24 protein-coding genes are annotated in these 24,576 nt (G+C 63.6%); 19 read left to right on the top strand and 5 right to left on the bottom strand.

Annotated features, from left to right (window positions below; translation table 11 throughout):
* The first annotated feature begins 12 nt into the window (after positions 1-12).
* The 8 genes from KAK09_RS08435 (at position 13) to KAK09_RS08470 (ending at position 7,608) form a co-directional block, all read left to right on the top strand.
* Positions 13-1,068 carry a permease gene (locus KAK09_RS08435; RefSeq protein ID WP_418895520.1) on the top strand — a complete coding sequence of 352 codons (1,056 nt, stop codon included), beginning with the start codon at positions 13-15 and terminating at the stop codon, positions 1,066-1,068.
* Entirely contained in the window at positions 1,065-1,895 is an 831-nt protein-coding gene (locus KAK09_RS08440; RefSeq protein ID WP_210878489.1) for a transglutaminase domain-containing protein, read from the top strand. Before KAK09_RS08435 ends, KAK09_RS08440 begins: the two co-directional genes overlap by 4 nt.
* Positions 1,896-1,985: 90 nt before the next feature.
* The gene (locus KAK09_RS08445) at positions 1,986-2,960 is read left to right on the top strand and encodes a TRAP transporter substrate-binding protein (protein ID WP_247651128.1); all 975 of its coding nucleotides are present in this window, start codon (positions 1,986-1,988) and stop codon (positions 2,958-2,960) included.
* Positions 2,961-3,018: 58 nt separating this feature from the next.
* Positions 3,019-3,579 (top strand): TRAP transporter small permease, encoded by a 561-nt coding sequence (locus KAK09_RS08450; RefSeq protein ID WP_210878490.1) that lies wholly within the window; start codon positions 3,019-3,021, stop codon positions 3,577-3,579.
* Positions 3,569-4,873, top strand: coding sequence for a TRAP transporter large permease (locus KAK09_RS08455; RefSeq protein ID WP_210878491.1), 1,305 nt, complete (start codon positions 3,569-3,571; stop codon positions 4,871-4,873). Before KAK09_RS08450 ends, KAK09_RS08455 begins: the two co-directional genes overlap by 11 nt.
* A gap of 59 nt (positions 4,874-4,932) precedes the next feature.
* A complete protein-coding gene (locus KAK09_RS08460; protein ID WP_210878532.1) occupies positions 4,933-5,373 on the top strand; it encodes a winged helix DNA-binding protein in 441 nt (146 codons plus the stop codon).
* Positions 5,370-6,299 carry a hypothetical protein gene (locus tag KAK09_RS08465; protein ID WP_247651129.1) on the top strand — a complete coding sequence of 310 codons (930 nt, stop codon included), beginning with the start codon at positions 5,370-5,372 and terminating at the stop codon, positions 6,297-6,299. Before KAK09_RS08460 ends, KAK09_RS08465 begins: the two co-directional genes overlap by 4 nt.
* A 76-nt stretch (positions 6,300-6,375) precedes the next feature.
* Positions 6,376-7,608, top strand: a complete 1,233-nt coding sequence (locus tag KAK09_RS08470) for an MFS transporter (protein ID WP_210878492.1) — start codon at positions 6,376-6,378, stop codon at positions 7,606-7,608.
* Between the two features lie 27 nt (positions 7,609-7,635).
* Here the strand turns inward: KAK09_RS08470 and pheS are convergent, their stop codons facing one another.
* The 4 genes from pheS to KAK09_RS08490 all read right to left on the bottom strand — a co-directional run bounded on the left by pheS (position 7,636) and on the right by KAK09_RS08490 (position 11,602).
* Positions 7,636-8,709: a phenylalanine--tRNA ligase subunit alpha gene (gene pheS, locus KAK09_RS08475; protein ID WP_210878493.1), complete on the bottom strand. Its 1,074-nt coding sequence runs from the start codon at positions 8,707-8,709 to the stop codon at positions 7,636-7,638.
* A 58-nt stretch (positions 8,710-8,767) separates the two neighbouring features.
* Positions 8,768-9,565, bottom strand: a complete 798-nt coding sequence (locus tag KAK09_RS08480) for an ion transporter (RefSeq protein WP_210878494.1) — start codon at positions 9,563-9,565, stop codon at positions 8,768-8,770.
* 63 nt (positions 9,566-9,628) lie between these two features.
* Positions 9,629-10,015, bottom strand: a complete 387-nt coding sequence (locus KAK09_RS08485; protein ID WP_210878495.1) for an HIT domain-containing protein — start codon at positions 10,013-10,015, stop codon at positions 9,629-9,631.
* Between the two features lie 9 nt (positions 10,016-10,024).
* Positions 10,025-11,602, bottom strand: coding sequence for a DUF5928 domain-containing protein (locus KAK09_RS08490; RefSeq protein ID WP_210878496.1), 1,578 nt, complete (start codon positions 11,600-11,602; stop codon positions 10,025-10,027).
* A gap of 148 nt (positions 11,603-11,750) precedes the next feature.
* On the opposite strand from KAK09_RS08490, the gene KAK09_RS08495 reads away from it, so the two are divergent.
* The 11 genes from KAK09_RS08495 (at position 11,751) to KAK09_RS08545 (ending at position 24,097) form a co-directional block, all read left to right on the top strand.
* Positions 11,751-12,569: a sulfotransferase family protein gene (locus KAK09_RS08495; protein ID WP_210878534.1), complete on the top strand. Its 819-nt coding sequence runs from the start codon at positions 11,751-11,753 to the stop codon at positions 12,567-12,569.
* 155 nt (positions 12,570-12,724) lie between these two features.
* Entirely contained in the window at positions 12,725-12,988 is a 264-nt protein-coding gene (gene rpsT, locus KAK09_RS08500; RefSeq protein WP_210878497.1) for a 30S ribosomal protein S20, read from the top strand.
* 463 nt (positions 12,989-13,451) lie between these two features.
* Complete coding sequence (dnaA, locus tag KAK09_RS08505) at positions 13,452-14,795, top strand: chromosomal replication initiator protein DnaA (protein WP_210878535.1); 1,344 nt, start codon at positions 13,452-13,454, stop codon at positions 14,793-14,795.
* A 126-nt stretch (positions 14,796-14,921) separates the two neighbouring features.
* Entirely contained in the window at positions 14,922-16,040 is a 1,119-nt protein-coding gene (dnaN, locus tag KAK09_RS08510) for a DNA polymerase III subunit beta (RefSeq protein WP_210878498.1), read from the top strand.
* 54 nt (positions 16,041-16,094) lie between these two features.
* Positions 16,095-17,204, top strand: a complete 1,110-nt coding sequence (gene recF / locus KAK09_RS08515; protein ID WP_210878499.1) for a DNA replication/repair protein RecF — start codon at positions 16,095-16,097, stop codon at positions 17,202-17,204.
* Positions 17,201-17,821: a LysE family translocator gene (locus tag KAK09_RS08520; RefSeq protein WP_210878500.1), complete on the top strand. Its 621-nt coding sequence runs from the start codon at positions 17,201-17,203 to the stop codon at positions 17,819-17,821. Before recF ends, KAK09_RS08520 begins: the two co-directional genes overlap by 4 nt.
* Positions 17,822-17,910: 89 nt before the next feature.
* Entirely contained in the window at positions 17,911-20,328 is a 2,418-nt protein-coding gene (gyrB, locus tag KAK09_RS08525; RefSeq protein ID WP_210878501.1) for a DNA topoisomerase (ATP-hydrolyzing) subunit B, read from the top strand.
* 115 nt (positions 20,329-20,443) lie between these two features.
* Positions 20,444-21,427: a TRAP transporter substrate-binding protein DctP gene (gene dctP, locus KAK09_RS08530; protein ID WP_210878502.1), complete on the top strand. Its 984-nt coding sequence runs from the start codon at positions 20,444-20,446 to the stop codon at positions 21,425-21,427.
* Positions 21,428-21,432: 5 nt separating this feature from the next.
* Positions 21,433-21,945, top strand: a complete 513-nt coding sequence (locus KAK09_RS08535; protein WP_210878503.1) for a TRAP transporter small permease subunit — start codon at positions 21,433-21,435, stop codon at positions 21,943-21,945.
* Positions 21,946-21,950: 5 nt separating this feature from the next.
* A complete protein-coding gene (locus KAK09_RS08540) occupies positions 21,951-23,228 on the top strand; it encodes a TRAP transporter large permease (protein ID WP_210878504.1) in 1,278 nt (425 codons plus the stop codon).
* Positions 23,207-24,097: an isocitrate lyase/PEP mutase family protein gene (locus KAK09_RS08545; protein ID WP_210878505.1), complete on the top strand. Its 891-nt coding sequence runs from the start codon at positions 23,207-23,209 to the stop codon at positions 24,095-24,097. The genes KAK09_RS08540 and KAK09_RS08545 overlap by 22 nt, the downstream gene beginning before the upstream one ends.
* A 39-nt stretch (positions 24,098-24,136) precedes the next feature.
* Here the strand turns inward: KAK09_RS08545 and KAK09_RS08550 are convergent, their stop codons facing one another.
* Positions 24,137-24,562, bottom strand: coding sequence for a hypothetical protein (locus KAK09_RS08550; RefSeq protein ID WP_210878506.1), 426 nt, complete (start codon positions 24,560-24,562; stop codon positions 24,137-24,139).
* Between the last annotated feature and the right edge of the window lie 14 nt (positions 24,563-24,576).

Here is a 24,576-nt window from a genome sequence, read left to right on the forward strand (position 1 = left end):
AATTCTAAGGGTATGGAAATGACTGACTCAAGCCTGACTCAACCGCGCCTGCCCGCGCGCCTGCGCCGCCTCTGGCACAAGGAGCGGGTGTGGCTCGCTACGGCGCTGATCCTGCTGATGCTCATCCTCACCGATCGGGCGCAGGCCGGGGCGACGGTGCTGTTCACCCTCGATGCGCTGGGCAGCACGGGGCCGTTCCTGATCCTGTCCATCGCCATTGCCGCCTGGGCCACGGCGACGGGGGCCGACAACCTGATCGCGCGCGCCTTCACCGGCGCGCCGGCCTTGATGATCCTGCTGGCGGCGCTGGCGGGTGCTCTCTCGCCGTTCTGCTCCTGCGGGGTGATCCCGCTGATCGCGGCGCTTCTGGCCATGGGCGTGCCACTCTCGGCCGTGATGGCGTTCTGGCTGGCTTCTCCGATCATGGATCCGTCGATGTTCGTGCTGACGACGGGGGTTCTGGGGCTGGAATTCGCGGTGGCCAAGATGCTGGCTGCGATTGGTCTTGGTCTGCTGGGCGGCTGGGTGGTGCATCTGGTGGCGCGCGCCGGGGGCCTTGCCGATCCGCTGCGCGAGGGCATCGGCAACGGCGGCTGCGGCGGGGCAAAACTGCGCGCCCCCAGGCCGGTGGTCTGGCGCTTCTGGGTCGAACCGGAGCGGCGCGCGAAATTCGGGCGCGAGGCGCTGAGTGTGACACTTTTCCTGCTGAAATGGCTCGCGCTCGCCTTCGTGCTGGAAAGCCTGATGCTGGCCTTTGTCCCTGCCGAGACGATCACGGCCACCCTGGGCGGCACCGGGCTTGGCCCCATCGCGCTCGGCACGCTGGTGGGTGTGCCTGCCTATCTCAACGGCTATGCCGCGCTGCCGCTGGTGGGCGGGCTGGTGACGCAGGGCATGGCGCCCGGCGCGGGGCTGGCTTTTCTGGTGGCGGGCGGCGTCACCTCGCTGCCCGCAGCGATCGCCGTCTGGGCGCTGGTAAAGCCAAAGGTGTTTGCCCTCTATATCGCGCTCTCGCTCAGCGGGGCCTTTGCTGCCGGTGTATTGTTTCAACTGTGGACCATGGCATGAGACATCTGACGGTCGAAGTCGCCGACCTCACCCCCGGCACGCGCCTCCTCGCTCCGGTGGGGATGGCCACGCCCGACGGCGCCGTGGCCGGGGTCAGGGTGATGACGGGAGGGCGGATCAAGGGCGTGGCGCTGGAGGCGGAGCTTGGCCTTGCCGCGTTGCAGATCGAGGCGGCGGGTGGGCCGCTCACCCTCAGCCATGTAATCACGCCCGAGGGGATGAATTATCCCGAGGCGGTCTTTGCCCCGCGTGTCACCCCCTATACCATCGCCGCCGAGGCGCTGGCGCAAGCGAGCGTCGAGGCCGCCCACGCCTCCGGTGGCGGGATGGCCGGAATCGCGGCGCTGGTGGCCGAGGCGGAGGCGCGCTTTGCCTATGCCCATCCCGAGCACCGGTTCAACGATGGCACCGAGGCGGTGCCCTACCTTTCCTGCGGCACCACGCCCGGTTCCTGCGTGGACATCAACACCTACCTCATCGCAAGCTTGCGCGCTGCCGGGTATGAGGCCGGTTATCTCTATGGCTATTTCTTCCCTGCCGAGAAGGGCGGTGTTACCCATGACATGCATTGCTGGGTGGTCACGCGCCATGACGGCGACGTGCAGCATTGGGATATCGCGCATCACATGAAGGCCGGTCTCGGCCCGACGCGGGCAGGGCTCAATCCGCGCCCCGGCTGGCGGGTGGCGTTGGGGCATTCCATGGGCCATGTCTACCAGCAGGGGGGTGAGGCGCTGCGGCTCAAGCTTCTGGTCGAACCTGTGGCGGTCACCGGGGGCGGCACCTGCCGCGATGTGGCTATCGTGGCGCGGTTGACGGCACCATAAAGACATTTTGTTGACAAATTATCAGTGACGCGTCACCCTGTCCGGAACCGGGGCAACAACCGGCCGGATTTATCCATCAGGGAGACGATCATGAGACATCTTTTCACCCTGGCCCTTTCGGGGGCCCTGACGGTCGGCGTGGGTGCGGCCAATGCGCAGACCAACTGGGATATGCCCACGCCCTACGGCGATTCTGTTTTTCACACCCAGAACATCGTGCAATTCGCCGAAGATGTGGCCAGCGTCACCGAAGGCGCTCTGACCATCACCGTGCATTCGGCGGGGTCACTCTACGCCCATCCCGAGATCCGCGATTCGGTGCGGCGCGGTCTGGCCCCCATCGGCGAAATCCTGATGTCGCAGCTGGCCAACGAGGACGCCATCTTCGGTGCCGATTCGGTGCCCTTCCTTGCCGCCAGCTATGACGACGCGGCGCGCCTTTGGGACGCCTCGCGCGATAAGATCGCCGCCAAGCTCGACGCTCAGGGGCTGACGCTGCTCTTTGCCGTGCCGTGGCCGGGCCAGAGCCTGTTCGTGACCGAGGAAGTGACCAGTATCGACCAGATGAAAGGCGTCAATTTCCGCGCCTACAACACCGCGACCGAGCGGCTGGCGCAGCTTATGGGCGCGGTTCCGACCACGGTCGAGGCGGGCGATATCCCGACCGCCTTTTCCACCTCGCGGGTCTCGGCGATGATCACCTCGCCCTCGACCGGGGTCTCGTCGCAGGCATGGGATTTCGTCGGCCACTACATCGACACGCAAGCCTGGCTGCCCAAGAACATGGTGTTCGTGAATACCCGCGCCTTCAAGGCCTTGCCCGAGGATCAGCAGGAGGCAATTCTCGGGGCGGCGGCGGCGGCGGAGCTGCGCGGCTGGGAAATGTCGGTGGCCGAAACCGATGAAAAGATCGCCGCGCTCAAGGCGAACGGGATGCAGGTGCACCAGCCGTCGCCGCAACTGGCCGAGCAACTGCGCGGAATCGGTGCAACCATGACCGAGGAGTGGAAGGCGAAGGCCGGTGCCGAAGGTGCGCTGATCCTCGACAACTTCACCCGCAACTGAGCGGGCGCGCGGGCGGGGCCATCCTGCCCGCACCCTTTTTCCAGAAAAGGAGCTTGCCATGCTGCGCAGGACGCTCGACCGGATTTTCGGCGCCGGGCTGGGGCTGGCAGCGCTGGCGCTGGTGGCGATTGCCGCGCTGGTGCTGGTCCAGGTCACGGGCCGTGTGATCGACCGCAGCCTGATCGCGATGGGGCGCGAACCAGTGGGAATCGCCATCACTTCGCTGTCGGAACTGGGCGGTTTCCTTTTTCTGGGTGCGGCTTTTCTCGCGCTGGCGGGCAGCCTGCGTGCGGGCGGGCATGTGCGGGTGACGATGCTGGTGGGGGCGCTGCCCGCACCGCTGGCGCGGGGCGTGGCGGTGCTGGCGCTTCTGGGGGCGCTTGGTCTGTGCGGTTTTGCGCTTTACAGCGCGGCGCTTCAGGCGTGGGATTCTTGGTCCTTCAACGCCGTCTCCTTTGGCATGGGGCGCTTTCCGCTCTGGGTTCCACAGGCGGTGATGGTGGCTGGGCTGGCGTTGTTCGCGCTGGCGTTGCTTGACGAGTTGCTGGCGCTTCTGCGTGGCGATACCCCTGCCTATCAACGTGCCGAGGAAGCGAAAGGCAAGATCGATGGGCATTGAAACGCTCTCGCTCATCCTTGTGGTGATCCTCTTCGGTTGCCTTGCGCTTGGCCTCTGGGTGGGGTTTGCGCTGATCGCGGTGGGGCTGGCGGCGATGCTCATCGCCTCCTCAGCCCCGGTGGAGCTTGTCTTTGCCACCAAGGTCTGGGGCGCGCTCAACATCTGGGACCTGACCGCGCTGCCTATGTTCATCTGGATGGGCGAGATCCTGTTCCGCTCGCGGCTGTCGTCGGATATGTTCTCGGGGCTGGCGCCGCTCACCACCCGACTGCCGGGGCGGCTGCTGCATGCCAATATCTTCGGCTGCGCGCTTTTCGCCGCCGTCTCCGGCTCTTCGGCGGCGACCACCGCCACGGTTGGACGCATGTCGGTGCCCGAACTCACACGACGCGGCTATGACGACCGCATGATCATCGGAACCCTGGCGGGATCGGGCACCTTCGGCTTTCTCATCCCGCCCTCGATCATCCTCATCGTCTATGGCGCAGCAACGGAACAGAGCATCGCGCGGCTGTTTCTCGCAGGCATTGGCCCGGGGCTGCTGCTGGCGGCGATGTTCTCGGGCTACACGATGCTCTGGGCGCTGATGAACCGCAGACGGATGCCTGCGCCTGAACCCGCGACCACATGGATCGAAAAAGTAAGCGCGCTGATGCTGCTGGGGCCGACCATCCTGCTGATCGTCGCGGTGATCGGCTCGATCTATGCAGGTCTCGCCTCTCCGACAGAGGCGGCGGTGGTGGGTGTTCTGGGCGCGCTCATCCTGTCAGGCATAGGCGGCTCGCTCGACTGGCAAAGCGCATGGGGCGCGCTGCGCGGCGCCACGATCACTACCTGCATGATCGCCTTCATCCTTGCGGGGGCGGCATTTCTGACCGTGGCCATGGGCTATACCGGCATTCCGCGTGCTCTCGCGGCATGGATCGGGCAGCAGGGTTATTCGACATATGCGCTGCTGGCCGCGCTGGTGGTGTTCTTCATCGTGCTGGGCATGTTTCTCGACGGTATCTCCATCGTTGTGCTAACCACCTCGGTGATCCTGCCGATGGTGCTGGCAGCGGGGATAGATCCGATCTGGTTTGGCATCTTCCTTGTTCTGGTGGTGGAGATGAGTCAGATCACCCCGCCCGTGGGCTTCAACCTCTTTGTGCTGCAATCCATCACCGGCCGCGGGATTTTCGAGATCGCGCGCTATGCCTTCCCGTTCTTCCTGCTTCTGGTGCTGGCCACCGCCATTCTCACCCTTTTCCCGGAGATCGCGCTATGGATCCCGCAGACGATGCTCGCGCGATAGGCGGCCCGGTTGTTTCGTCGGCGCATCTGGCCAACTCCGGCCTGCCCGAACTGTCCGAGATGGAATTCGCGTTGACCATGGCGAACAACGCCTTTCAGCGGTGGATGTCGCGCTGCATGACCGCCGCCGGGATGCCTGGGATTGCGCCGCTCGAGGTGCTGGTGGTGCATCTGGTGCATCACCGCGCACGACCCAAGAGCCTTGCCGATATCTGCCTCGTGCTCAATATCGAGGATACTCACCTAGTCAGTTACGCGGTCAAGAAGCTGGAGGGGCACGGCCTTGTCGAGACCGGGCGCAAGGGCAAGGAAAAGACCGTGGCGGTCACGACTGCGGGGGCCGAGTATTGCACCCGCTACGGGCAGGTGCGCGAGCGGCTCCTTGTGCGCTCGGTGCAGCAGCTTGGCCTTGACCGGGCCGAGATGTCACGGCTTGCGGCCCTCCTGCGCGCGCTCTCGGGCAGTTACGATCAGGCGGCGCGCGGCGCGGCGGCGCTATGATCGCGGGCCTCAGGGCGCTTGCGCGCCACGGGAGGCTGATGCTTGTGGCAGGGCTGGTGCTGGGGGTGTCGGCGCCGCGGCTGGCCGAGGCACTGATCCCGTTCATCTTTCCGATGATCGCGCTTTTGCTGTTTCTGGCCACGCTCCGGGTCGATCCGCGCGCGGCCTTTCCGGGGCGGCGAAGCTTGCCGCGCTATCTGTCGATCACGCTTGTGATGCAGGTCGGCCTGCCGGTGGTGGCGATCGGATTTCTCTGGGCGATTGGCGCGTCTGGCACGGTGCTTGGGATCGGCCTTGTTCTGGTCTTGGCCGCGCCGCCGCTGACGGGCAGCCCCGGCCTGACCATCCTTGCCGGGGGTGATCCGACCCCGGCGCTGCGCCAGCTTGTGCTGGGCACGGCGCTCTTGCCGCTGACGGTAATGCCGGTGTTCTGGCTCCTGCCGGTGTTTGGCGCGCCCTTGGTGGTGGTCGAGGCAGCACTGCGGTTGCTTGTGGTGATCGCGCTGGCAGGTGGCGCGGGGGTTCTGTTGCGCGCGCGTGTGCCGTGGCTGCGCGGGACCGAGGGGCAGGGCGCGGTGGACGGGGTGATCACGATTGCCATGGCGGCGGTGGTGGTGGGGCTGATGTCGGCAGTGGGGCCAGCTTTTCTTTCCGCCACGCCCGCCTTCTGGATCACGCTGGCGGCGGTCTTTGCGCTCAATTTCGGGGCGCAGGCGGCGGCACTTTTCCTGACCCGCCGCCGCGCGCCGCGCGATGCTCCGGCGCTTGCCATCATGGCAGGCAACCGCAACCTGGCGCTGTTTCTCGGCGCGCTGCCGCCCGAGATCGTCGCTGCGCTGCTGCTTTTCATCGGGCTCTACCAGGTGCCGATGTATCTGACTCCGCTCATCATGGCCCCGGTCATCCGCAGATTTGCGGATTCGTGATGGCGGTCATCACAAAGCCTGAATTGACGCCGCCGCGCGACATCTTAATCTGCGCCTCCTGACGCGCGAGGACCATATGCCGAAATCCGCCCCCCTGATCACGCCCGTGCTTGTCGCGGGCTGCACCATCCTGTTGATATCCTTCGCGATCCGCGCCTCCTTTGGCGTGTTCCAGATTCCGATTGCTGAGGAATTCAACTGGCCGCGTGCCGAATTTTCCCTTGCCATCGCGATCCAGAACCTTGCCTGGGGCATCGGCCAGCCGATCTTCGGCGCCATGGCCGAGAAAGTGGGCGATCGGCGCGCAATCATCCTCGGCGCGATCGTCTATGCCGCTGGCCTTGTGCTGTCGTCTTTCGCCGTCTCACCGCAGACACATCAGCTCTACGAGGTGCTCGTGGGCTTTGGCATCGCGGGCACGGGGTTTGGCGTGATCCTTGCCGTGGTCGGGCGGGCAAGCTCGGACGAGAACCGTTCGATGAGCCTTGCCATCGCCACCGCTGCAGGATCGGCGGGGCAGGTCTTTGGTGCGCCTCTGGCGGAATGGATGCTGGGGTTTCTTAATTGGCAGAGCGTGTTTCTGGTTTTTGCCGTTACGATCCTCGCCGTTCTCGTGATGCTGCCGCTCATACGCTCGCCCGAACCGGCGAGCCGCGCGGAACTCGAAGAATCGATGGGCGCGATCCTCGGCAAGGCGTTCCGCGATCCGTCCTATACGCTGATTTTCCTCGGGTTTTTCAGTTGCGGCTACCAACTCGCCTTCATCACCGCGCATTTCCCGGCGCTGGTGACCGAGATGTGCGGGCCGATCATGCCCGGCGGTGTGCTGCACAGCATCGGCATCACCACCACTTCGGCGCTGGGCGCGGTGGCGATCTCGGTCATCGGGCTGGCCAATATCGGCGGCACGTTGATGGCAGGATGGCTGGGAAAGCGATATTCCAAGAAATACCTGCTGGCGGGGATCTATACCGCGCGCACATTCGTTGCCGCCGCCTTCATGCTGACGCCGATCACGCCGGGCACGGTGCTGCTCTTCTCGGTGGCGATGGGGTCGCTCTGGCTCGCCACGGTGCCGCTGACCTCGGGGCTTGTCGCGCATCTCTACGGGCTGCGCTACATGGGCACACTTTACGGGATCGTGTTCTTCTCGCACCAGCTTGGCAGTTTTCTGGGTGTGTGGCTGGGCGGACGGCTTTACGATGCCACGGGCGATTACACGCTGGTGTGGTGGATCGGGGTCGGCGTGGGCGCGTTCTCGGCCATCGTGCACCTGCCGATCAAGGAGCGGCGTCTGGTGGCAGCCTAGGTGGTTCAGGGCGGGTTTTCACCCACCCTACCGCGACAACCCGCCATGCAACGTCGGCTGATCGAGCGCGCTAAAGCCGTAATGCCGCAGCCAGCGCAGGTCTGAATCGAAAAACGCCCGCAGATCGGGGATGCCGTATTTCAGCATGGCGATCCGGTCGATCCCCATGCCGAAGGCAAAGCCCTGCCATTGCTCGGGGTCGATCCCGCCCGCCCGGAGCACATGGGGATGCACCATGCCCGACCCGAGGATTTCGAGCCAGTCATCGCCTTCTCCCACCTTGAGCGTGCCGCCCTCCCACGAACAGCGGATATCCACCTCTGCCGACGGTTCGGTGAACGGAAAATGCGAGGCGCGAAAGCGCAGGTCGACGGCATCGACTTCGAAGAACGCCTTCACGAACTCCTCCAGCACCCACTTCAGGTTGGCCATGGAGATGTCGCGGTCGATCGCCAGCCCCTCGACCTGATGGAACATCGGCGTGTGGGTCTGGTCATAATCCGCACGATAGACGCGGCCCGGCGCGATCACCCGGATCGGCGCGCCCTGCATCTGCATGGCCCGGATCTGCACCGGGCTGGTATGGGTGCGCAGAACATGGGGCGGGCGGTCGTCGCCGTCGGCCCGATGGGTATAGAACGTGTCCATCTCGGCGCGCGCCGGGTGGTGGCCGGGGATGTTAAGCGCGTCGAAATTATACCAGTCAGATTCGATCTGCGGCCCCTCGGCCACGGCAAAGCCCATATCCGCAAAGATCGCCGTGACCTCCTCGGTCACCTGGCTGACGGGGTGGATCGTGCCCTGACGGCGCGGGCGCGCGGGTAGCGTCACATCCAGCCATTCGCCCCGCAGCCGCTCATCAAGGGCGGCATCGGCCAGCCCCTGCTTTTTCGCGGCGAGCGCCGAATTGATCTCGTCCTTGAGCGCGTTGAGGCGCGGCCCGGCCTCCTGCCGTTCCTCCGCGCTCATCCGGCCCAGTTCGCGCATGGCAAGGCTGATCTCGCCCTTCTTGCCAAGTGCCTGCACGCGCAGCGCCTCGAGCGTGGCCTCGTCGCCCGCCCCGGCAATCGCTTTCAGATAGGTCTCGCGCAGATCGCTCATGTGTCTTACCCCGATACTGTCAAGGCGAGTTAGCGCGCATGGCCACCATGCGCAAGCGTCAGGGGCGGCGATCCGAGCCGGTATTTCCCTCACGGATCAGTGCTTCCAGATGCGCAAGCCGCGCCAGGACCTCGTCGCGATAACTGTCGGTCTTGGCGGTATCCTCGGCATGATGGGCGTCCTGCATCGAGTTGACGATGAGGCCCACCAGAAGGTTCACAACCGCGAAGGTGGTGACCATGATGAAGGGGACAAAGAAGGCCCAGGCAAAAGGAAACACCTCCATCACCGGGCGCACAATGCCCATGGACCACGATTCCAGCGTCATGATCTGGAAAAGTGAATAGGCCGAGCGTCCCAGATCGCCGAACCAGTCTGGGAAGACCGCGCCGAAGAGCTTGGTCGCCATCACCGCGCCGATATAGAAGATCATCCCCATCAAGAGGAACACAGACCCCATTCCCGGCAGCGCGCTGACCAGCCCCTCGACCACGCGGCGCAGCGAGGGTGCGACCGAGACCACGCGCAACAGCCGCAGGATGCGCAACGCGCGCAGCACCGAGAGGCCCTGCGTTGCGGGTACAAGCGATATGCCGACGATCACGAAATCGAAGATGTTCCAGCCGCGCCTGAAGAACCCCAAGATGCCCCGCGCGTAGAGCTTGGCCACGATTTCGACGACAAAGACCGACAGGCAGAACTTGTCCAGTGCGACGATTACCCCGCCTGCACGGTCCATGATCGGGGCGGATGTCTCCATGCCCAGAATCACCGCGTTGAAAAGGATGATTCCGAGAATTGTGTTCTGGAAAAGCGTCGTGTCGAGAAACGCGCCGACGCGGTTGCGAAATGTCATGTCCTGCCCCTGCTGTGACCGCGCCTCATATGGGCGCGGTTCCTTGTGCCTGCAAGCAGGCGCTCAGCCCTGCGCGCGCCCCACCATCCGTCCCAGAACGCGCCCGCCCAGGATGTGCAGATGGAAATGCGGCACCTCCTGCACGCCATGCGCGCCGGTATTGGCTATGGCTCGAAAGCCCTCGCCGCCCTCGCCCGGCTGCACACCGGTGAGGCGGCAGACTTCGCCAACGGCGCGGGTGAAATCGACGATCTCGGCCTCGCTCGCCTCTTGCGCGAAGTGGTCGTAGCAAACGTAAGGCCCTTTCGGGATCACCAGCACATGCACCGGCGCCTGCGGCTGGATATCCTCGAAAGCCAGCGTGTGCGCGGTTTCCAGAACGGTCTTGTTGGGAATCTCTCCGCGCAGGATTTTGGCAAAGATGTTCTGGTCGTCATAGCTGTAGGGCATGGTCGCTCCTCAATCGGCAAAGAGATGGTCGAGTTGCGCGATTTCCTGCGCCTTTTCTCGCGGAATATCAAGGAACCGCGCCAGAAGATCGGGGTGTTGGTCACGCCCGTCGCTCTCGCGCAGGATCAGGTGGTTATCGAACTCGGCATCGCGGATGCGGTCGCATTCATGGGTGATGTCGCCCCGGATCGTGGGGAGGAGCCGCGCGAGCGTTTCCCGAGGGGTCTGTTCGCCCGCCAGCCCGACGCGCCTGGCATGGCCGATGAGATAGTCGTCGGTGAAGTTGCACTGAACTTCGAGCAACCTTGTCCGCGCCCGGTCGTTGCAGAAATCCCTGAGCAGGTCCATGTTGCCGGGGTCCATACAGACGATGAGGCGGTCGGTCCCGTAGTAATCGAACAGCATCCGCATGATCGCCCGCCTGTGGCGGGTGCGCTTGGCCAGCGTCGCCTGAAGCCCGCCGAGATCAGGCAGCTTGGTCGTTTCCTCGTTGAAGAGGTATTCGATGGCGGGCAGGTTCGTCACCTGCCGGATGCGCGCCAGTAGCCGCTTGGCCACATGCCATTTCTTGCACACCACGATCATCAGCTCGCGCTCGCGGCCTAGCGTGCTCTCGGCTTCCCAGAAACGGCGGGCAAAGCGGCGCCCCTCGCGCCCGCGCGCGGCAAGGAACTTGAACAGGCTTCGCCCCTCGTTCGAGATGTTGAACGCTGCATCCTCGTTGTTGTAGAGCGCGCCAAGCCGGCGTTTGAGGTCCAGCGCCTCGGGGCTGATCTTGCGCGCGAACAGATAATCCTGATTGAGCAGCATGTCGTAGTGATCGTTATAGAACGTCACCGGCATTCCGTAATCGGTGAACATCAGGAAGGTGAGCGTGCGCGTCTCGATCTCGATCTCGGGGACCAGATGGCGCACCAGCGTCTGAAAGAAGGTCTCGTCGGGGATCCATGTGGTGCGAAAGAACCGCATCACGTCGCGACGCTTGCGGGTGAAATCCACGATCCATTCGACCGTGCGGCGGCGTAGGCACCACCACTGGCTGCCGATCTGCACCTGGATGTCACGGGGAATGGAACGGGTCAGGCGAAGACGCTTTTGCAGTTCGAAGGCGGTGTAGAAGCGCCTTCTCTGGGTGCGTTCGTTAAAGAAGTGACGGTAGATCAGCCGCTCTACCTTCATGCCGGTCTTGATCCAGTCGCTTTCGAAATAGTCGAAGCTCTCGATGTAATCGACATCGCGATTGTCGAGAAACGCATGGGCAAAGCGGGCCGACTTGATCGGTGCGCAATCGCCCGAGAGCATGTAGAAATGCGTGGCGCGCGGAAAGGCGTCGAGCGCCGCCTCGACCGCGTGCAGGGTGGCCTGCACCAGCGACCATTCCCCCCATCCGCATCTGATTCGCTTGCTTGCGAAAACCACGTTGGGATCGTCAGCCAATCCCTCGCGGATCTGCGCGAATCCTTCAGAGCTGGCGCTGGCATCGAAATGGATGGCGATGTAATCCCCCGCCGCTGTCAGCATCCGCGCTTGCCGCACGATGGCCTCTGGGTCCTTGTGGCAGAGCAGGATGAAGGCGATCTTGGCCATGCGGGAAACGGTTTACCTGTTTGCTGGATGATTGTTTACATGCTTAACGGTGAACACCGCCTGAATAAACACGCTTTCTTTGATTATCTGAACGGTTTAGACAAGGAAAAGCCCGAAAAATGCGGGCATGAGGGATCGGAGGCAGGGCATGGGCTTTCCCGGAACTTGGATGACGGAGAGCGAAAGCGTGGTTTACCGCGTAGTGCCCAAATGTGCCTGCTCGACCATCGGGCAGATCATGTATTACTCTGACCATGGCGCATTCTTCGATGGCGACATCCATGATGCCACGTCGGGGATGCACAAATGGGCCATCGAGCACAGCCAGAAGGTGATCGCGGCCAATGTGCGCGCCCACAGCAGCCATGCCTTCACCTGCGTGCGCAACCCCTACACGCGGATTCTGTCGTCCTTCTTCGACAAGATCTGCGGCATCCAGCGCAACGGTAAACGCTATCGCGGCAAGCTGGTGCCGATGTTGATTCAGAAATACGGCATCGAGGTGGGCGGCGAGGACGGCAAGGACGAGTTCGACCAGATCCGCAGCTTTCGCCGCTTTCTGCTGTTTGCCCGAGACACGATCCGCTGGAAGCGCCCGATGGAGCCCGACATCCACTGGTCGGCGATGTCGGGTCATGTCTCGACCTTCATCGTCAATGGTGGGCGCTACGACACGATTTTCTGGACCGAGAGATTCAACGAGGGCATGGGCAAGGTGCTCAACGCCATCGACACCCGCCACAAAGTCGATCTGAAGAAAATTCCGCGCTTCAACGAATCCGAGGGGCACGGGCCGAAGCGCGCGCATCCCGTCGAGGATTATTTCGACGATCTGTCGATGCATCTGGTCTATGAGATTTACAAGCGCGATTTCGAGTTGTTCAAGTACGATTTCGAAAACCCTGCCAACAAGATGCCCGTGGGCGAGATCGACCTTGATGAGATTCACGCGAAGCTGGGAGAGTGACGCCCAGGGCTTGCATTTCCCGGCGACTCGGCTATACGGCGCGGCAGACATGCGCGTGATGCCCGCTTTACAGGCAAGAGCTGACGCCCCGGTGACGGGGCAGGGTCGGTATCCGTGCGAAACGCATATACAGATCCGAGAAAGGCTCGACACCCATGGCCAATACGCCCCAGTCCGAAAAGCGCGCCCGCCAGAGCGAAAAGCGCTATGCCGTGAACAAGGCGCGTCGTTCGCGCATCCGCACCTTCCTGCGCAAGATCGAAGAGGCCATCGCTTCGGGCGACAAGGAGGCCGCTGGCGCCGCCCTGCGCGCAGCACAGCCTGAACTGATGCGCGGCGTCACCAAGGGCGTGTTCCACAAGAACACCGCTGCCCGCAAGATGTCGCGCCTGGCCGCGCGGGTGAAGGCGCTCGGCTGATCCGGCATCAACCCCTTGACTCAAAAGGCACCGGCGCCGCGCGGTGCCTTTTTTAATGGCTGTATCGCTGCACAAGCGAGAGATTCTTTTCTGTCACCGCCCCTGTCAAGCGCATTGATGAGTTGTCGTAACGCGCCCAAGGTTGCTAGTTTCAAGCACGCGATTCACGCTTGGGGGGACAGGTCGAAACGCATAGGGAACCCGCAACGGTGCCCTTGCGTGACCATGGGCATTACTGCTCTGGCCTTGTCCGAATGTATTTCAGGTGAAATTCTCGTGCGGTCCAAGGGATGGTCCGCACCGGAGGTTCGCCCTGAAAGGACTGTGAGGGTAACTGGTGCTTGCTGTTGGCAGAATGTCAACGGCATGGACGAGCTGTGCCCCTATCCGTGAACCGCCCGAATGGGAACTGCGTCCGTGACCCGTGTCGCGGGTGGCATAACAGAGCAGCGGAATGGGACAGATGACATTGGAACAATGGGGCGAATTGAAACAACAGATCCGGCAAACGGTTGGACAGAACAACTTTCGAAACTGGATCGAGCCGCTTGAGTTTTCCAAAGTCGCGGATGGCGTGGCGACCTTTGCCGTGCCGACCAATTTTCTGGGTAACTATGTCTCGCAGCATTATGGCGATCTGATCCTGTATCAGATTTCCCGCCTCGATCCCCAGGTGCGCAAGCTGGATTTCCGTGTCGCGGCCAATTCGGTGGTCCGGCCCCGACAGACCGCCCCCGCCGCCGAACCGGTGCGTCCCGATACCCCGCTGCAATCCGCCCCGCTGGACGATCGGTTTCGTTTCGATTCCTTCGTCGTCGGCAAGCCCAACCACCTTGCCCATGCCGCCGCGCGGCGTGTGGCCGAAGGCGGCGAGACCACGTTCAACCCGCTTTTCCTCTATGGTGGCGTCGGTCTTGGCAAGACGCATCTCATGCATGCCATCGCCTGGGAATTGACCGAAAAACACCCCGCTCTGAATGTCCTCTACCTTTCGGCGGAACAGTTCATGTATCGCTTCGTGCAGGCGCTGCGTGATCGCAAGATCATGGATTTCAAGCAGATGTTCCGCTCGGTCGATGTGCTGATGGTCGACGACGTGCAGTTCATCGCCGGCAAGGACAGCACACAGGAAGAATTCTTTCACACGTTCAACGCGCTGGTGGACCAGAACAAGCAGATCGTGATTTCCGCCGATTGCGCGCCCGGAGAAATCGCCAAGCTGGAGGACCGGATCAAGTCGCGGCTGCAATGCGGCCTCGTGGTTGATCTGCACCCGACCGATTACGAATTGCGCCTCGGCATTCTTCAGACCCGGGTCGAACGCCATCGCGAGCAACATCCCGATCTTGTGATCGAGCCGGGCGTTCTGGAGTTTCTCGCGCATCGGATCAACACCAATGTGCGCGTTCTCGAAGGCGCGCTCACACGTCTTTTCGCCTTTGCCTCTCTGGTGGGCAAGCCGATCACGCAGGATCTGACGCAGGATTGCCTTGCCGACATGCTGCGCAGCTTCGAGCGCAAGGTCTCGGTCGAGGAGATCAAGCGCAAGGTGGCCGATCACTACAATATCCGCCTCTCCGATATGATCGGTCCGAAACGCACGCGCTGCTATGCGCGTCCGCGCCAGGTGGCGATGTATCTGTGCAAGACGCTGACCTCACGCTCGCTGCCCGAGATCGGGCGCAGCTTTGGTGGGCGGGATCATACCACGGTCATGCACGGCGTGCGGCGCATCGAGGAGTTGCGCGCCCATGATGCCGAGATTGCCGACGATCTGGAGCTTTTGCGCCGTGCTCTCGAGGGCTGAGCCGCGCGCCAGCCCTTGACGCGCTGCCTGATCCCGCTGAAAAGTCCAGAAAACACTTGAGCCGGCGGGGGAATTGGCTAACGTGCCCCTCCCGGCGCAAGACCGGCACCTGACAGGAGCGAGGGCATGAAATTCAGCATCGAACGGGGCACATTGCTCAAGGCGGTCGCGCAGGCGCAATCCGTGGTCGAGCGGCGCAATACCATCCCGATCCTCGCCAATGTGCTGATCGAGGCCGAGGGCGACCGCGTGCAGTTCCGTGCCACCGATCTTGATATCGAGATCGTGGACAAGGCGCCGGCACAGGTCGAGCGGGCGGGCGCGACCACGGTTTCAGCGGTGATGCTGCACGAGATCGTGCGCAAGCTGCCAGATGGCGCGCTGGTGAGCATTGCCGAGGACGGCGCCTCGGGTCGGCTGACGGTGCAGGCGGGGCGCTCGAATTTCAACCTTGCGACGCTGCCGAAGGAGGATTTCCCGGTCATGGCGTCGTCGGAATACGCCTCGAATTTCTCGGCCCCCGCGCCGGTGCTGAGGCGGCTTTTCGACAAGTCGAAATTCGCCATTTCCACGGAGGAGACGCGCTATTACCTCAACGGCGTCTATATGCATGTCTCAGAGGCCGATGGCGGCAAGGTGCTGCGTTGCGTGGCGACCGACGGCCACCGTCTGGCCCGGATCGACGCCGACCTGCCCGAGGGGGCAGCGGACATGCCCGGTGTGATCGTGCCCCGCAAGACCGTGGGTGAATTGCGCAAGCTTCTGGAAGATGACGACATGAAGATCGCTGTGTCGGTCTCGGAAACCAAGGTGCGCTTTGCGACGCCCGATATCACGCTGACTTCCAAGGTGATCGACGGCACATTTCCCGATTACACCCGCGTTATCCCCACAGGTAATTCCCGCCGTCTGGAAGTGGACGCCGCCGAATTCGCCCAGGCGGTGGATCGGGTGGCCACTGTCAGTTCAGAGCGCTCGCGCGCGGTCAAGCTGTCGCTTGACGAAGATCGGCTGGTGCTCTCGGTCAATGCCCCTGACAGCGGTGCGGCCGAGGAGGAACTGGCCGTGGCCTATGGCGACGAGCGGCTGGAAATCGGCTTCAACGCCAAATACCTGCTGGAAATCGCCAGCCAGGTGGATCGTGAGAACGCGGTGTTCCTGTTCAACTCTTCCGGCGATCCGACGCTGATGCGCGAGGGCAATGACACGACGGCGGTCTATGTGGTCATGCCGATGCGCGTGTAACCTCTGTCGGATGCCTCCGGCGGGAGTATTTTGCGAACGATGAAAGGGCCGCGCATGCCCGGCCTTTACCTGTCAGAGCTGGCGCTCTCGCATTTCCGCTCGCACAAGGCGGCGCGGCTGGTGCTTGATGCGCGGCCGGTGGCGATCCATGGGCCGAACGGGGCAGGCAAGACCAATCTCATCGAGGCAGTGTCGCTCCTGTCGCCCGGCCGCGGGCTGCGGCGGGCTGCGGCGCAGGAGATGGCGCGGCGGCCCGAGGCTCTGGGCTGGAAGATCTCCGGGGTTTTGCAGTCGCGCCACTGCGTTCATGAGGTTGCGATCTGGTCCGGGGATGGCGCGGCGCGGCAGGTGAGGATCGACGACAAGGCCGCAAGCCAGCTTGCGCTTGGGCGCATCGCCCGCGTGCTCTGGCTTGTCCCGATGATGGACCGGCTCTGGATCGAGGGGGCCGACGGGCGCAGGCGGTTTCTAGACCGTATGACCATGAGTTTCCTGCCTGCCCATGCCGATGCCGTGCTGGCCTATGAAAAGGCCATGCGCGAGCGCAACCGCCTGCTGAAGGATCAGGTGCGCGATGCCCATTGGTATCTGGCGCTGGAGCGACAGATGGCCGAGAGCGGCGCGGATATCCACGCCAACCGGCAGCGTGCGCTTGCGCTCATCACCGGCGCGCAGATGCAGGCCGAGACGGCCTTTCCCACCGCCGAACTGGAACTGACCCAGACCGAGGGCGCGATGCCCGAGGGTGCCCACGATCTGCGCGAAGTGCTGGCCGAGAGCCGGTTCCGCGATCTGGCCGCCGGGCGCACGCTGGTCGGGCCGCACCGCGCCGATCTCTATGCGGTCTATGCCGCCAAAGGGGTGCCTGCCGCTGACTGTTCCACGGGCGAGCAGAAGGCGCTTCTGGTGTCGCTTATTCTTGCCAATGCCCGCGCGCTTGCCCGCGATTTCGGTGCGCCGCCGATCCTTTTGCTCGACGAGGTGGCGGCGCATCTTGACGCCACCCGCCGCGCCGCGCTCTATGACGAAATCTGCGCGCTGGGCGCTCAGGCGTGGATGACCGGCACGGGGCCGGAATTGTTCGCGGAACTTGGGGCGCGGGCGCAGCATGTGAAAGTGACCGAGAGCGGCGGTCTGAGCCGTGTCATCAAGGAAAACGAATGACCGTCACGACCTATCAACTGGCGCTCTACGCGGCGGCGATGGCGGGGCTTTGGGCGGTGCCGGGGCCGGTCTGGGTGGCGTTGACGGCGCGCGCGCTCTCGGGCGGGATGCGCGGGGCCTGGCCGCTGGCGGTAGGGGTCGCGCTTGGTGATCTGATCTGGCCGCTTTGCGCAATCCTTGGCCTTGCCTGGGTCTTGTCGGTCTATGGCGGTGCGCTGGAAATTCTGCACTGGATTGCGGCGGGGGTGTTCATCGGCATGGGCCTCTTGCTCCTCCGCGCTCCGGCGCGGGTGCCCGGTGCCGACAGCCGCATGACGCGACCCGGTCTCTGGGCCGGGTTTTCCGTGGGCGTCGCGGCGGTGATCGGCAACCCCAAGGCGATCCTCTTCTACATGGGCTTCCTGCCGGGGTTCTTCGATCTGTCCTCGGTGACGGTGCCCGACATCGCCGCCATTCTCGCGGTTTCGGCCGTCGTGCCGATGCTGGGGAACCTCGCGCTTGCGCTGTTTCTGGACCGGGCGCGCAGGCTTTTGCAGAGTCCAAAGGCCATTCGCCGGATGAACATGGCCTCTGGCGGGCTTCTCATTCTCGTGGGCCTTGTGATCCCCTTCACCTGAGCACGAAAGCGCCGCAAAATATGGGGGAGGGCCGTGACATTCCCCCCCAGACTTCGTATAAGCGTCACAAAAATCGAAGGAAAATCCGCATGTCCGAACCCGCCCGCGCGCCCGAGGAATATGGCGCCGATTCCATCAAGGTTCTCAAGGGGTTGGAGGCTGTCCGCAAGCGCCCTGGCATGTATATCGGCGATACCGACGATGGTTCTGGCCTGCACCATATGGTCTATGAGGTGGTGGACAACGGCATTGACGAGGCCCTGGCCGGTCATGCCGATGCCGTGAACGTCACCATCCATGTCGATTCCTCGGTTTCGGTCAGCGACAATGGCCGCGGCATCCCCGTGGATATCCACGAGGGCGAAGGTGTCTCGGCGGCAGAGGTCATCATGACCCAACTGCACGCAGGCGGCAAATTCGACAGCAATTCCTACAAGGTCTCGGGGGGTCTGCACGGGGTTGGCGTCTCTGTGGTCAACGCATTGTCGGAATGGCTGGAGTTGCGCATCTGGCGAGGCGGCAAGGAACATTACGCCCGCTTCGAGGGCGGATTTACCGTGGAGCCGCTGCGCGTTGTGGGTGACGCGAACGGGCGCAAGGGCACCGAGGTGCGCTTTCTCGCCTCGCTCGAGACGTTTTCCAATCTCGAATACAGCTTCGAGACGCTCGAAAAGCGCCTGCGCGAACTGGCGTTTCTCAATTCCGGCGTGCGCATCATCCTGCGCGATGAGCGCCCGGCAGAGCCGCTGACATCCGAGCTGTTCTACGAGGGCGGGGTCAAGGAATTTGTCAAATACCTTGACCGGCACAAATCCCCTGCCATGCCCGAGCCGATCTTCATCACCGGCGAGCGTGACGAGATCGGCATCGAAGTGGCGATGTGGTGGAACGACAGCTATCACGAGACGGTGCTGCCCTTTACCAACAACATCCCGCAGCGCGATGGCGGCACCCATCTGGCGGCGTTTCGCGGCGCGCTCACGCGCACCATCAACAATTACGCGCAGACCACCGGCATCGCCAAAAAGGAAAAGGTCAGCTTTACCGGCGATGATGCGCGCGAGGGGCTGACCTGTGTGCTCTCGGTCAAGGTGCCCGATCCGAAATTCTCGTCCCAGACCAAGGACAAGCTGGTCAGCTCCGAGGTGCGCCCCGCCGTCGAGGGGCTGGTGGGCGAGAAACTGGCCGAATGGTTCGAGGAAAACCCGGCCATCGCCAAGATCATCGTCGGCAAGATCATCGAAGCGGCACACGCGCGCGAGGCGGCGCGCAAGGCGCGCGAACTCACCCGGCGCAAGAACCCGATGGATGTGAATTTCCTGGCCGGCAAGCTCAAGGACTGTTCCTCCAAGGATCCCTCCAAGACCGAGCTTTTCATCGTCGAGGGTGACTCGGCGGGTGGCTCTGCGCAGACCGGGCGCGACCGGGGCACGCAGGCGATCCTGCCACTCAAGGGCAAGATCCTCAACGTCGAGCGGGCGCGTTTTGACCGGATGCTCGGTTCTCAGGAAATCGGCAATCTGGTCATGGCGCTCGGGACGGGGATAGGCCGGGACGAGTTCGACATCTCGAAACTGCGCTATCACAAGATCGTTCTGATGACCGATGCCGATGTGGACGGTGCGCATATCCGCACGCTTCTGCTCACGTTCTTCTACCGGCAGATGCCCGAGCTGATCGAGGGCGGATACCTCTACATCGCGCAGCCGCCGCTTTTCAAGGTCGCGCGTGGCAAGTCGGAGGTCTATCTCAAGGACAAGCCGGCGCTGGAGGATTATCTTATTGCGCAGGGCACCACTGACGCCGCGCTGCGACTTGGCTCGGGTGAGGAAATTGCCGGACCGGACCTTGTCCGCGTGGTCGAGGAGGCGCGGCAGGCGCGACGGATACTGGATGCCTTCCCGACGCATTACCCCCGTCACATCCTTGAACAGGCGGCGATTGCCGAGGCGTTCTTGCCCGGACGCGTCGATGCCGACTTGCAGGGTGTGGCCGATACCGTGGCGTTGCGGCTCGATCTCATCTCGAACGAATACGAACGCGGCTGGCAGGGCCGCCCGACGCAGGATCACGGGCTTCGGCTGAGCCGGATGGTGCGCGGGGTCGAGGAAATGCGCACGCTGGATGGTCCCGTGTTGCGTGGCGGCGAGGCGCGGCGCATGGCGCAGATGACCGCAACGCTTCGCGAGATCTATGCCGAGCCTGCGACGCTTGTCCGCAAGGACCGCAGTCAGGCGATCCATGGCCCGCTCGACCTGTTCGAAGCGATCCTGAAAGAGGGCGAAAAGGGGCTCACGCTGCAACGCTACAAGGGGCTGGGCGAGATGAACCCCGGTCAACTCTGGGAGACGACGCTTGACCCGGAGGCGCGCACGCTGTTGCAGGTCAGGATCGACGATGTGGCCGAGGCCGATGATCTTTTCACCAAACTCATGGGCGATGTTGTCGAACCCAGACGCGAGTTCATTCAGGATAACGCGCTCAACGTTTCGAATCTCGACTTCTGAGAACGGACCCATTCCACGAAAAGCTTGATTGCGGCGGGAAACTGTCCCAACGTGCGGTCGCATGTGGGCCAGACCAACGGCCCGACGATCAACAGCGAACTTTGGGAGGGTTCACATGTTCGAATTCAAACGGTTGACCTGTGCCGCTACGGCGGTGTTTTTCGCGGTCTCGCCCGCCATGGCCGAGACCACGCTGCGTATCACCCTGCAATTGCCCATGGCCAGCCATCTTGGCCAGAACCTCTTGATATTCAAAGAGGAAGTCGAAGCGAACTCCGACATGAAGATCGAGATCTTCGACAGCGCGCAGCTTTACAAGGATGCAGAGGTGCCCGAGGCCGTCGGCGCTGGCGAGATCGAGATGGGCGTGGCCTCGCTCACCCGTTTCGTGGGCGAGATTCCGGCGGTCGATATCTTCTACATGCCTTTCGTGCTCAATACCGAGGAAAAGGTGCGTGCCGCTGTCGCCCCCGGCTCATCAGTGCGCCAACCGCTTGACGACGCGATCCGTGAAACCGGCTCGCATGTGCTCTGGTGGCAGGCCTATGGCGGCAACGTGCTTCTCAGCAAGGGCGCGCCGCTCAAGAACCCCGAGGACATGAAGGGCCAGAAGGCGCGCGTCTTCGGCAAGTGGCTTGGTGAATGGGTCAAGGAACTGGGCGGCGCGCCGACGCTGATTTCAGGTTCGGAGCAGTTTCTTGCCTATCAGCGTGGCACCGTCGATATCGGCATGACCGGGCTTTCGGGCGTCGTCTCGCGCAAGCTCTGGGAGGTGATGGACACGATTACCCTGGTCAACAACGCCGATATCGAATTTCTCGTGATCATCAACGGGGATGTCTGGGAGGGGCTGACCGATGCGCAGCGCGAGGTGCTGACCAACGCCGCGCGCAATGCCGAAACCGCCGTGCGTGATTACATGACCCAGTTCGAGGCCGATGCGGTCGAGAAAGCCAAGGCCAACGGCATGACGGTGCATTTCCCAACCGACGAAGAGGTTGCCGCCTGGCGCGCTGCCTCTGCCCCGGTGATCGAAACCTGGCTCAAGGAGGCCGGGCCGCTCGGTCAGCAACTGCTTGACGCCGCCAGCCAGTTCTGATCGCGATGCAGGCGATCGCCTCTCTTGTGGACCGGGTCTCCGACGGGTTGGCCCGGATCTGCGGCTGGGCCTATTTCGCTGTGGGCCTGATACTCGGCTATGAGGTGGTGGCGCGGTATTTCTTCAATGCGCCGACCATCTGGGCAGAGGAATTGTCGCGGCTCATCTTTGTTTTCGCGACGCTTCTGGCTGCGCCCGCCCTTCTGCGACACAACCAGCATATCCGCGTGACCGCGCTGACGGCGCTGATGGGTCAGAGGGCACAGCGCGTGGCACGGCTTGTGGCGCTGGGGGTGGTGATCGTGTTCTGCGCGCTGCTGGTCTGGCACGGGGTCGATGCGCCGCTCAATTCCCTTGCGCGCGGGCGCACTTCCGGCTCGATGCTCGATATCCCGGCCTGGTGGGCGCAATCGGCGGTGCCGTTGGCCTTCGCGCTCGTGGGGCTTCAGGCCCTGCTCGAATTCCTGCGCTGCGTCATGGGCGCGGCGCTGCCCTCTGACGCCCCTCATCCGGCATAGCGCCCGTGCTCACAGTCATCCTTATTCTCGCGGCGCTTTTCGCGCTCCTGCTTGTCGGGGTGCCGGTGGCCTTTGCCCTCGGCGGGCTTGGCATGGCGCTGCTGATCATCGGGGATTTCGCGCCCCGCATGGCGAGCACGGCGCTGCTTTCCTCGCTCGACAGTTTTATCCTGATCGCCGTGCCGCTCTTTCTGCTGATGTCCAACGTGCTCTTGCGCGGGGGCGTGGGGCGCGACCTTTTCGCGGCGGTGCAGGCATGGGTGGGGCACTGGCCGGGGGGGCTTGCCGTGGCGACGGTGCTGTCTTGCGGGCTCTTTTCGGCCATTTCCGGCTCGTCTGTTGCCACCGCCGGGACCATCGGCTCGGTCGCCATTCCGGAGATGACCAAACGCGGCTATCCGCGCAGTTTCGTCTTCGGGCTGCTGGCGGCGGGGGGCACGCTCGGGATTCTCATTCCGCCCTCGATCATTCTCATTGTCTACGGGGTGATCACCGAGACCTCAATCCTGGGGCTTTTTCTGGCCGGGATCGGGCCAGGGCTGCTCCTGATGGCGCTCTTCATCGTCTATTCGATGCTCTATGCACGGTTCTCGCCCAAGTATCAGACCATGCCCCGCGCGGGCTGGGAGGAGCGGCGCAGCACGGGCTTGCGCGCGCTGCCGACGATGGGGCTGGCGGCGCTGGTTATCGCGGGGATCTATGCGGGCTGGTTCACGCCAACCGAAGCATCGGCCATCGGCTTTATCGGGGCGCTGTTCTTGACATTCGTGGTGCTTCGCTCGATCGATCTCAAGGGGCTTCAGGCAGCGGTCATGGACAGCATGCGTGCCTCGGCGGCGATCCTTCTGATCGTGGCGGGGGCCAAGGTCTTTGGCAAGGCCATTGCGCTCTGGCGCATTCCGCAGGATGTTTCGGGCTTCATCACCGCCAATGTCGATACGGTGGGACTCTTTATCGTGGCGGTGGGTTGCGCGCTCCTGCTTATGGGCCTTTTCATGGAGGCGCTGTCAATGATGTTGATCATGATGCCGGTGCTGGCGGGGGCGGTGGCCGCGCTCGGGATTGACCCGATCTGGTTTGGCATTTTCTTCGTGCTGATGGTGGAATGCGCGCTGATCACCCCGCCCGTGGGCCTCAATCTCTATGTCATTCAGGCCATCGGGCGCGCCACCCTGGGAGAGGTCGCGCGGGGCGCGGCGCCATTTGTGGGGATCATGCTCCTGACCGTGTTCATCATCTACTGGTTCGAGGATATCGTTCTATGGCTTCCAAGAGTTCTCTGAGCGCCGGCGCGCGGTTGCGGGCACGGCTTGAGACGGGGACGTTGCTCGTCACGCCCTCTTGTGGCGATGCGCTTTCCGCGCGGCTGATCGAGCAGGCGGGGTTCGACGCGATGTTCATGTCGGGTTTCGCGGTCTCGGCGCACCGGATCGGCGCGCCCGACGCTGGCCTGATCTCCTATGGTGAGATGCGCGACGCGGTGCGCGATATCTGCGCCGCGACCTCGTTGCCGGTGCTGGCCGATGGCGATACCGGTTATGGCAACGCGATGAACGTGCGCCGCACGGTGGCGGGCTATGCGCGGGCGGGCGCGGGGGCTGTGATGATCGAAGATCAGCTAGCCCCCAAACGCTGTGGCCACACGCGCGGCAAGCTTGTGGTGGACCGCGCCGAGGCGGTGGACCGTATCCGCGCCGCCGATGATGCGCGCCGCGAGGCGGAAAGCGATATCCTCATCATCGCGCGCACCGATGCACGCCATACCCATGGGCTTGACGAGGCGCTGTGGCGCGCCGAGGCGTTCCACAAGGCCGGGGCCGACATTCTCTTTGTCGAGGCCCCCCGCGATGAGGAGGAGATGCGCCGCGTCTGCGCCGACCTGCCCGGCTGGAAGATGGCCAACATGGTCGAGGGTGGCGATACGCCGGTCCTGACGCCTGCCGTTCTGGCCGAGATCGGCTATAATCACGCCGCCTGGCCGCTTACCCTGATGTCGGCGGCGATGCGCGCCATGTCCGAGGCGCTGGAGGCATTCAAGGCGGGTCAGCTGCCCGAGGGGCTTATGCCCTTTGCCGAATTGCGGACACGGGTGGGTTTTGATGCCTATTACGAGACCGAGGCCCGTTACACAGGCCGCCGGGAACTCGATTAAGGCGCTGCCCTGCCGGTCGGACCCGGCAGGGCGCCAATCTCAGTAATAGCCATATCGATTGAGGCAGGCGTCACGGTAGATCGTGCCGTGATGGCCGCCCACGCGCACCGCGCAGGCCGAGGGCAGCGCGGCATGGCCGTAGTCATAACGAGACAGACAGCGCCCGGAATAGCCCGAGCGATGCCCGCTATGGACGCGGCAAGCTGTGGGCAGGTTCGCGCGCCTGTCATGGCGACCGCGATAGCTGTCGCCGCGATAGTCGCTCCCGCGCGAGACATGATGCCCGCTCCGGTTGCGCTTGCTGTCATTGGCGATGGCTGCCCCGACCAGCCCGCCAAGTACGAGACCGCCGATGAGATAGCCTGCTTCGTTGCCTGCGGCGGCGGGGGCGGGGGTCGTGGTGGCGACACCAAGCGCGAGCGCAACGGCGCTCAGGGTCGCGGTTAGACGGGGGAAAAGGGTCATGGTCTGGTTCCTCT

This window comes from Roseovarius autotrophicus (genome assembly GCF_018069895.1).
In the GTDB taxonomy this organism is placed as follows: domain Bacteria; phylum Pseudomonadota; class Alphaproteobacteria; order Rhodobacterales; family Rhodobacteraceae; genus Roseovarius; species Roseovarius autotrophicus.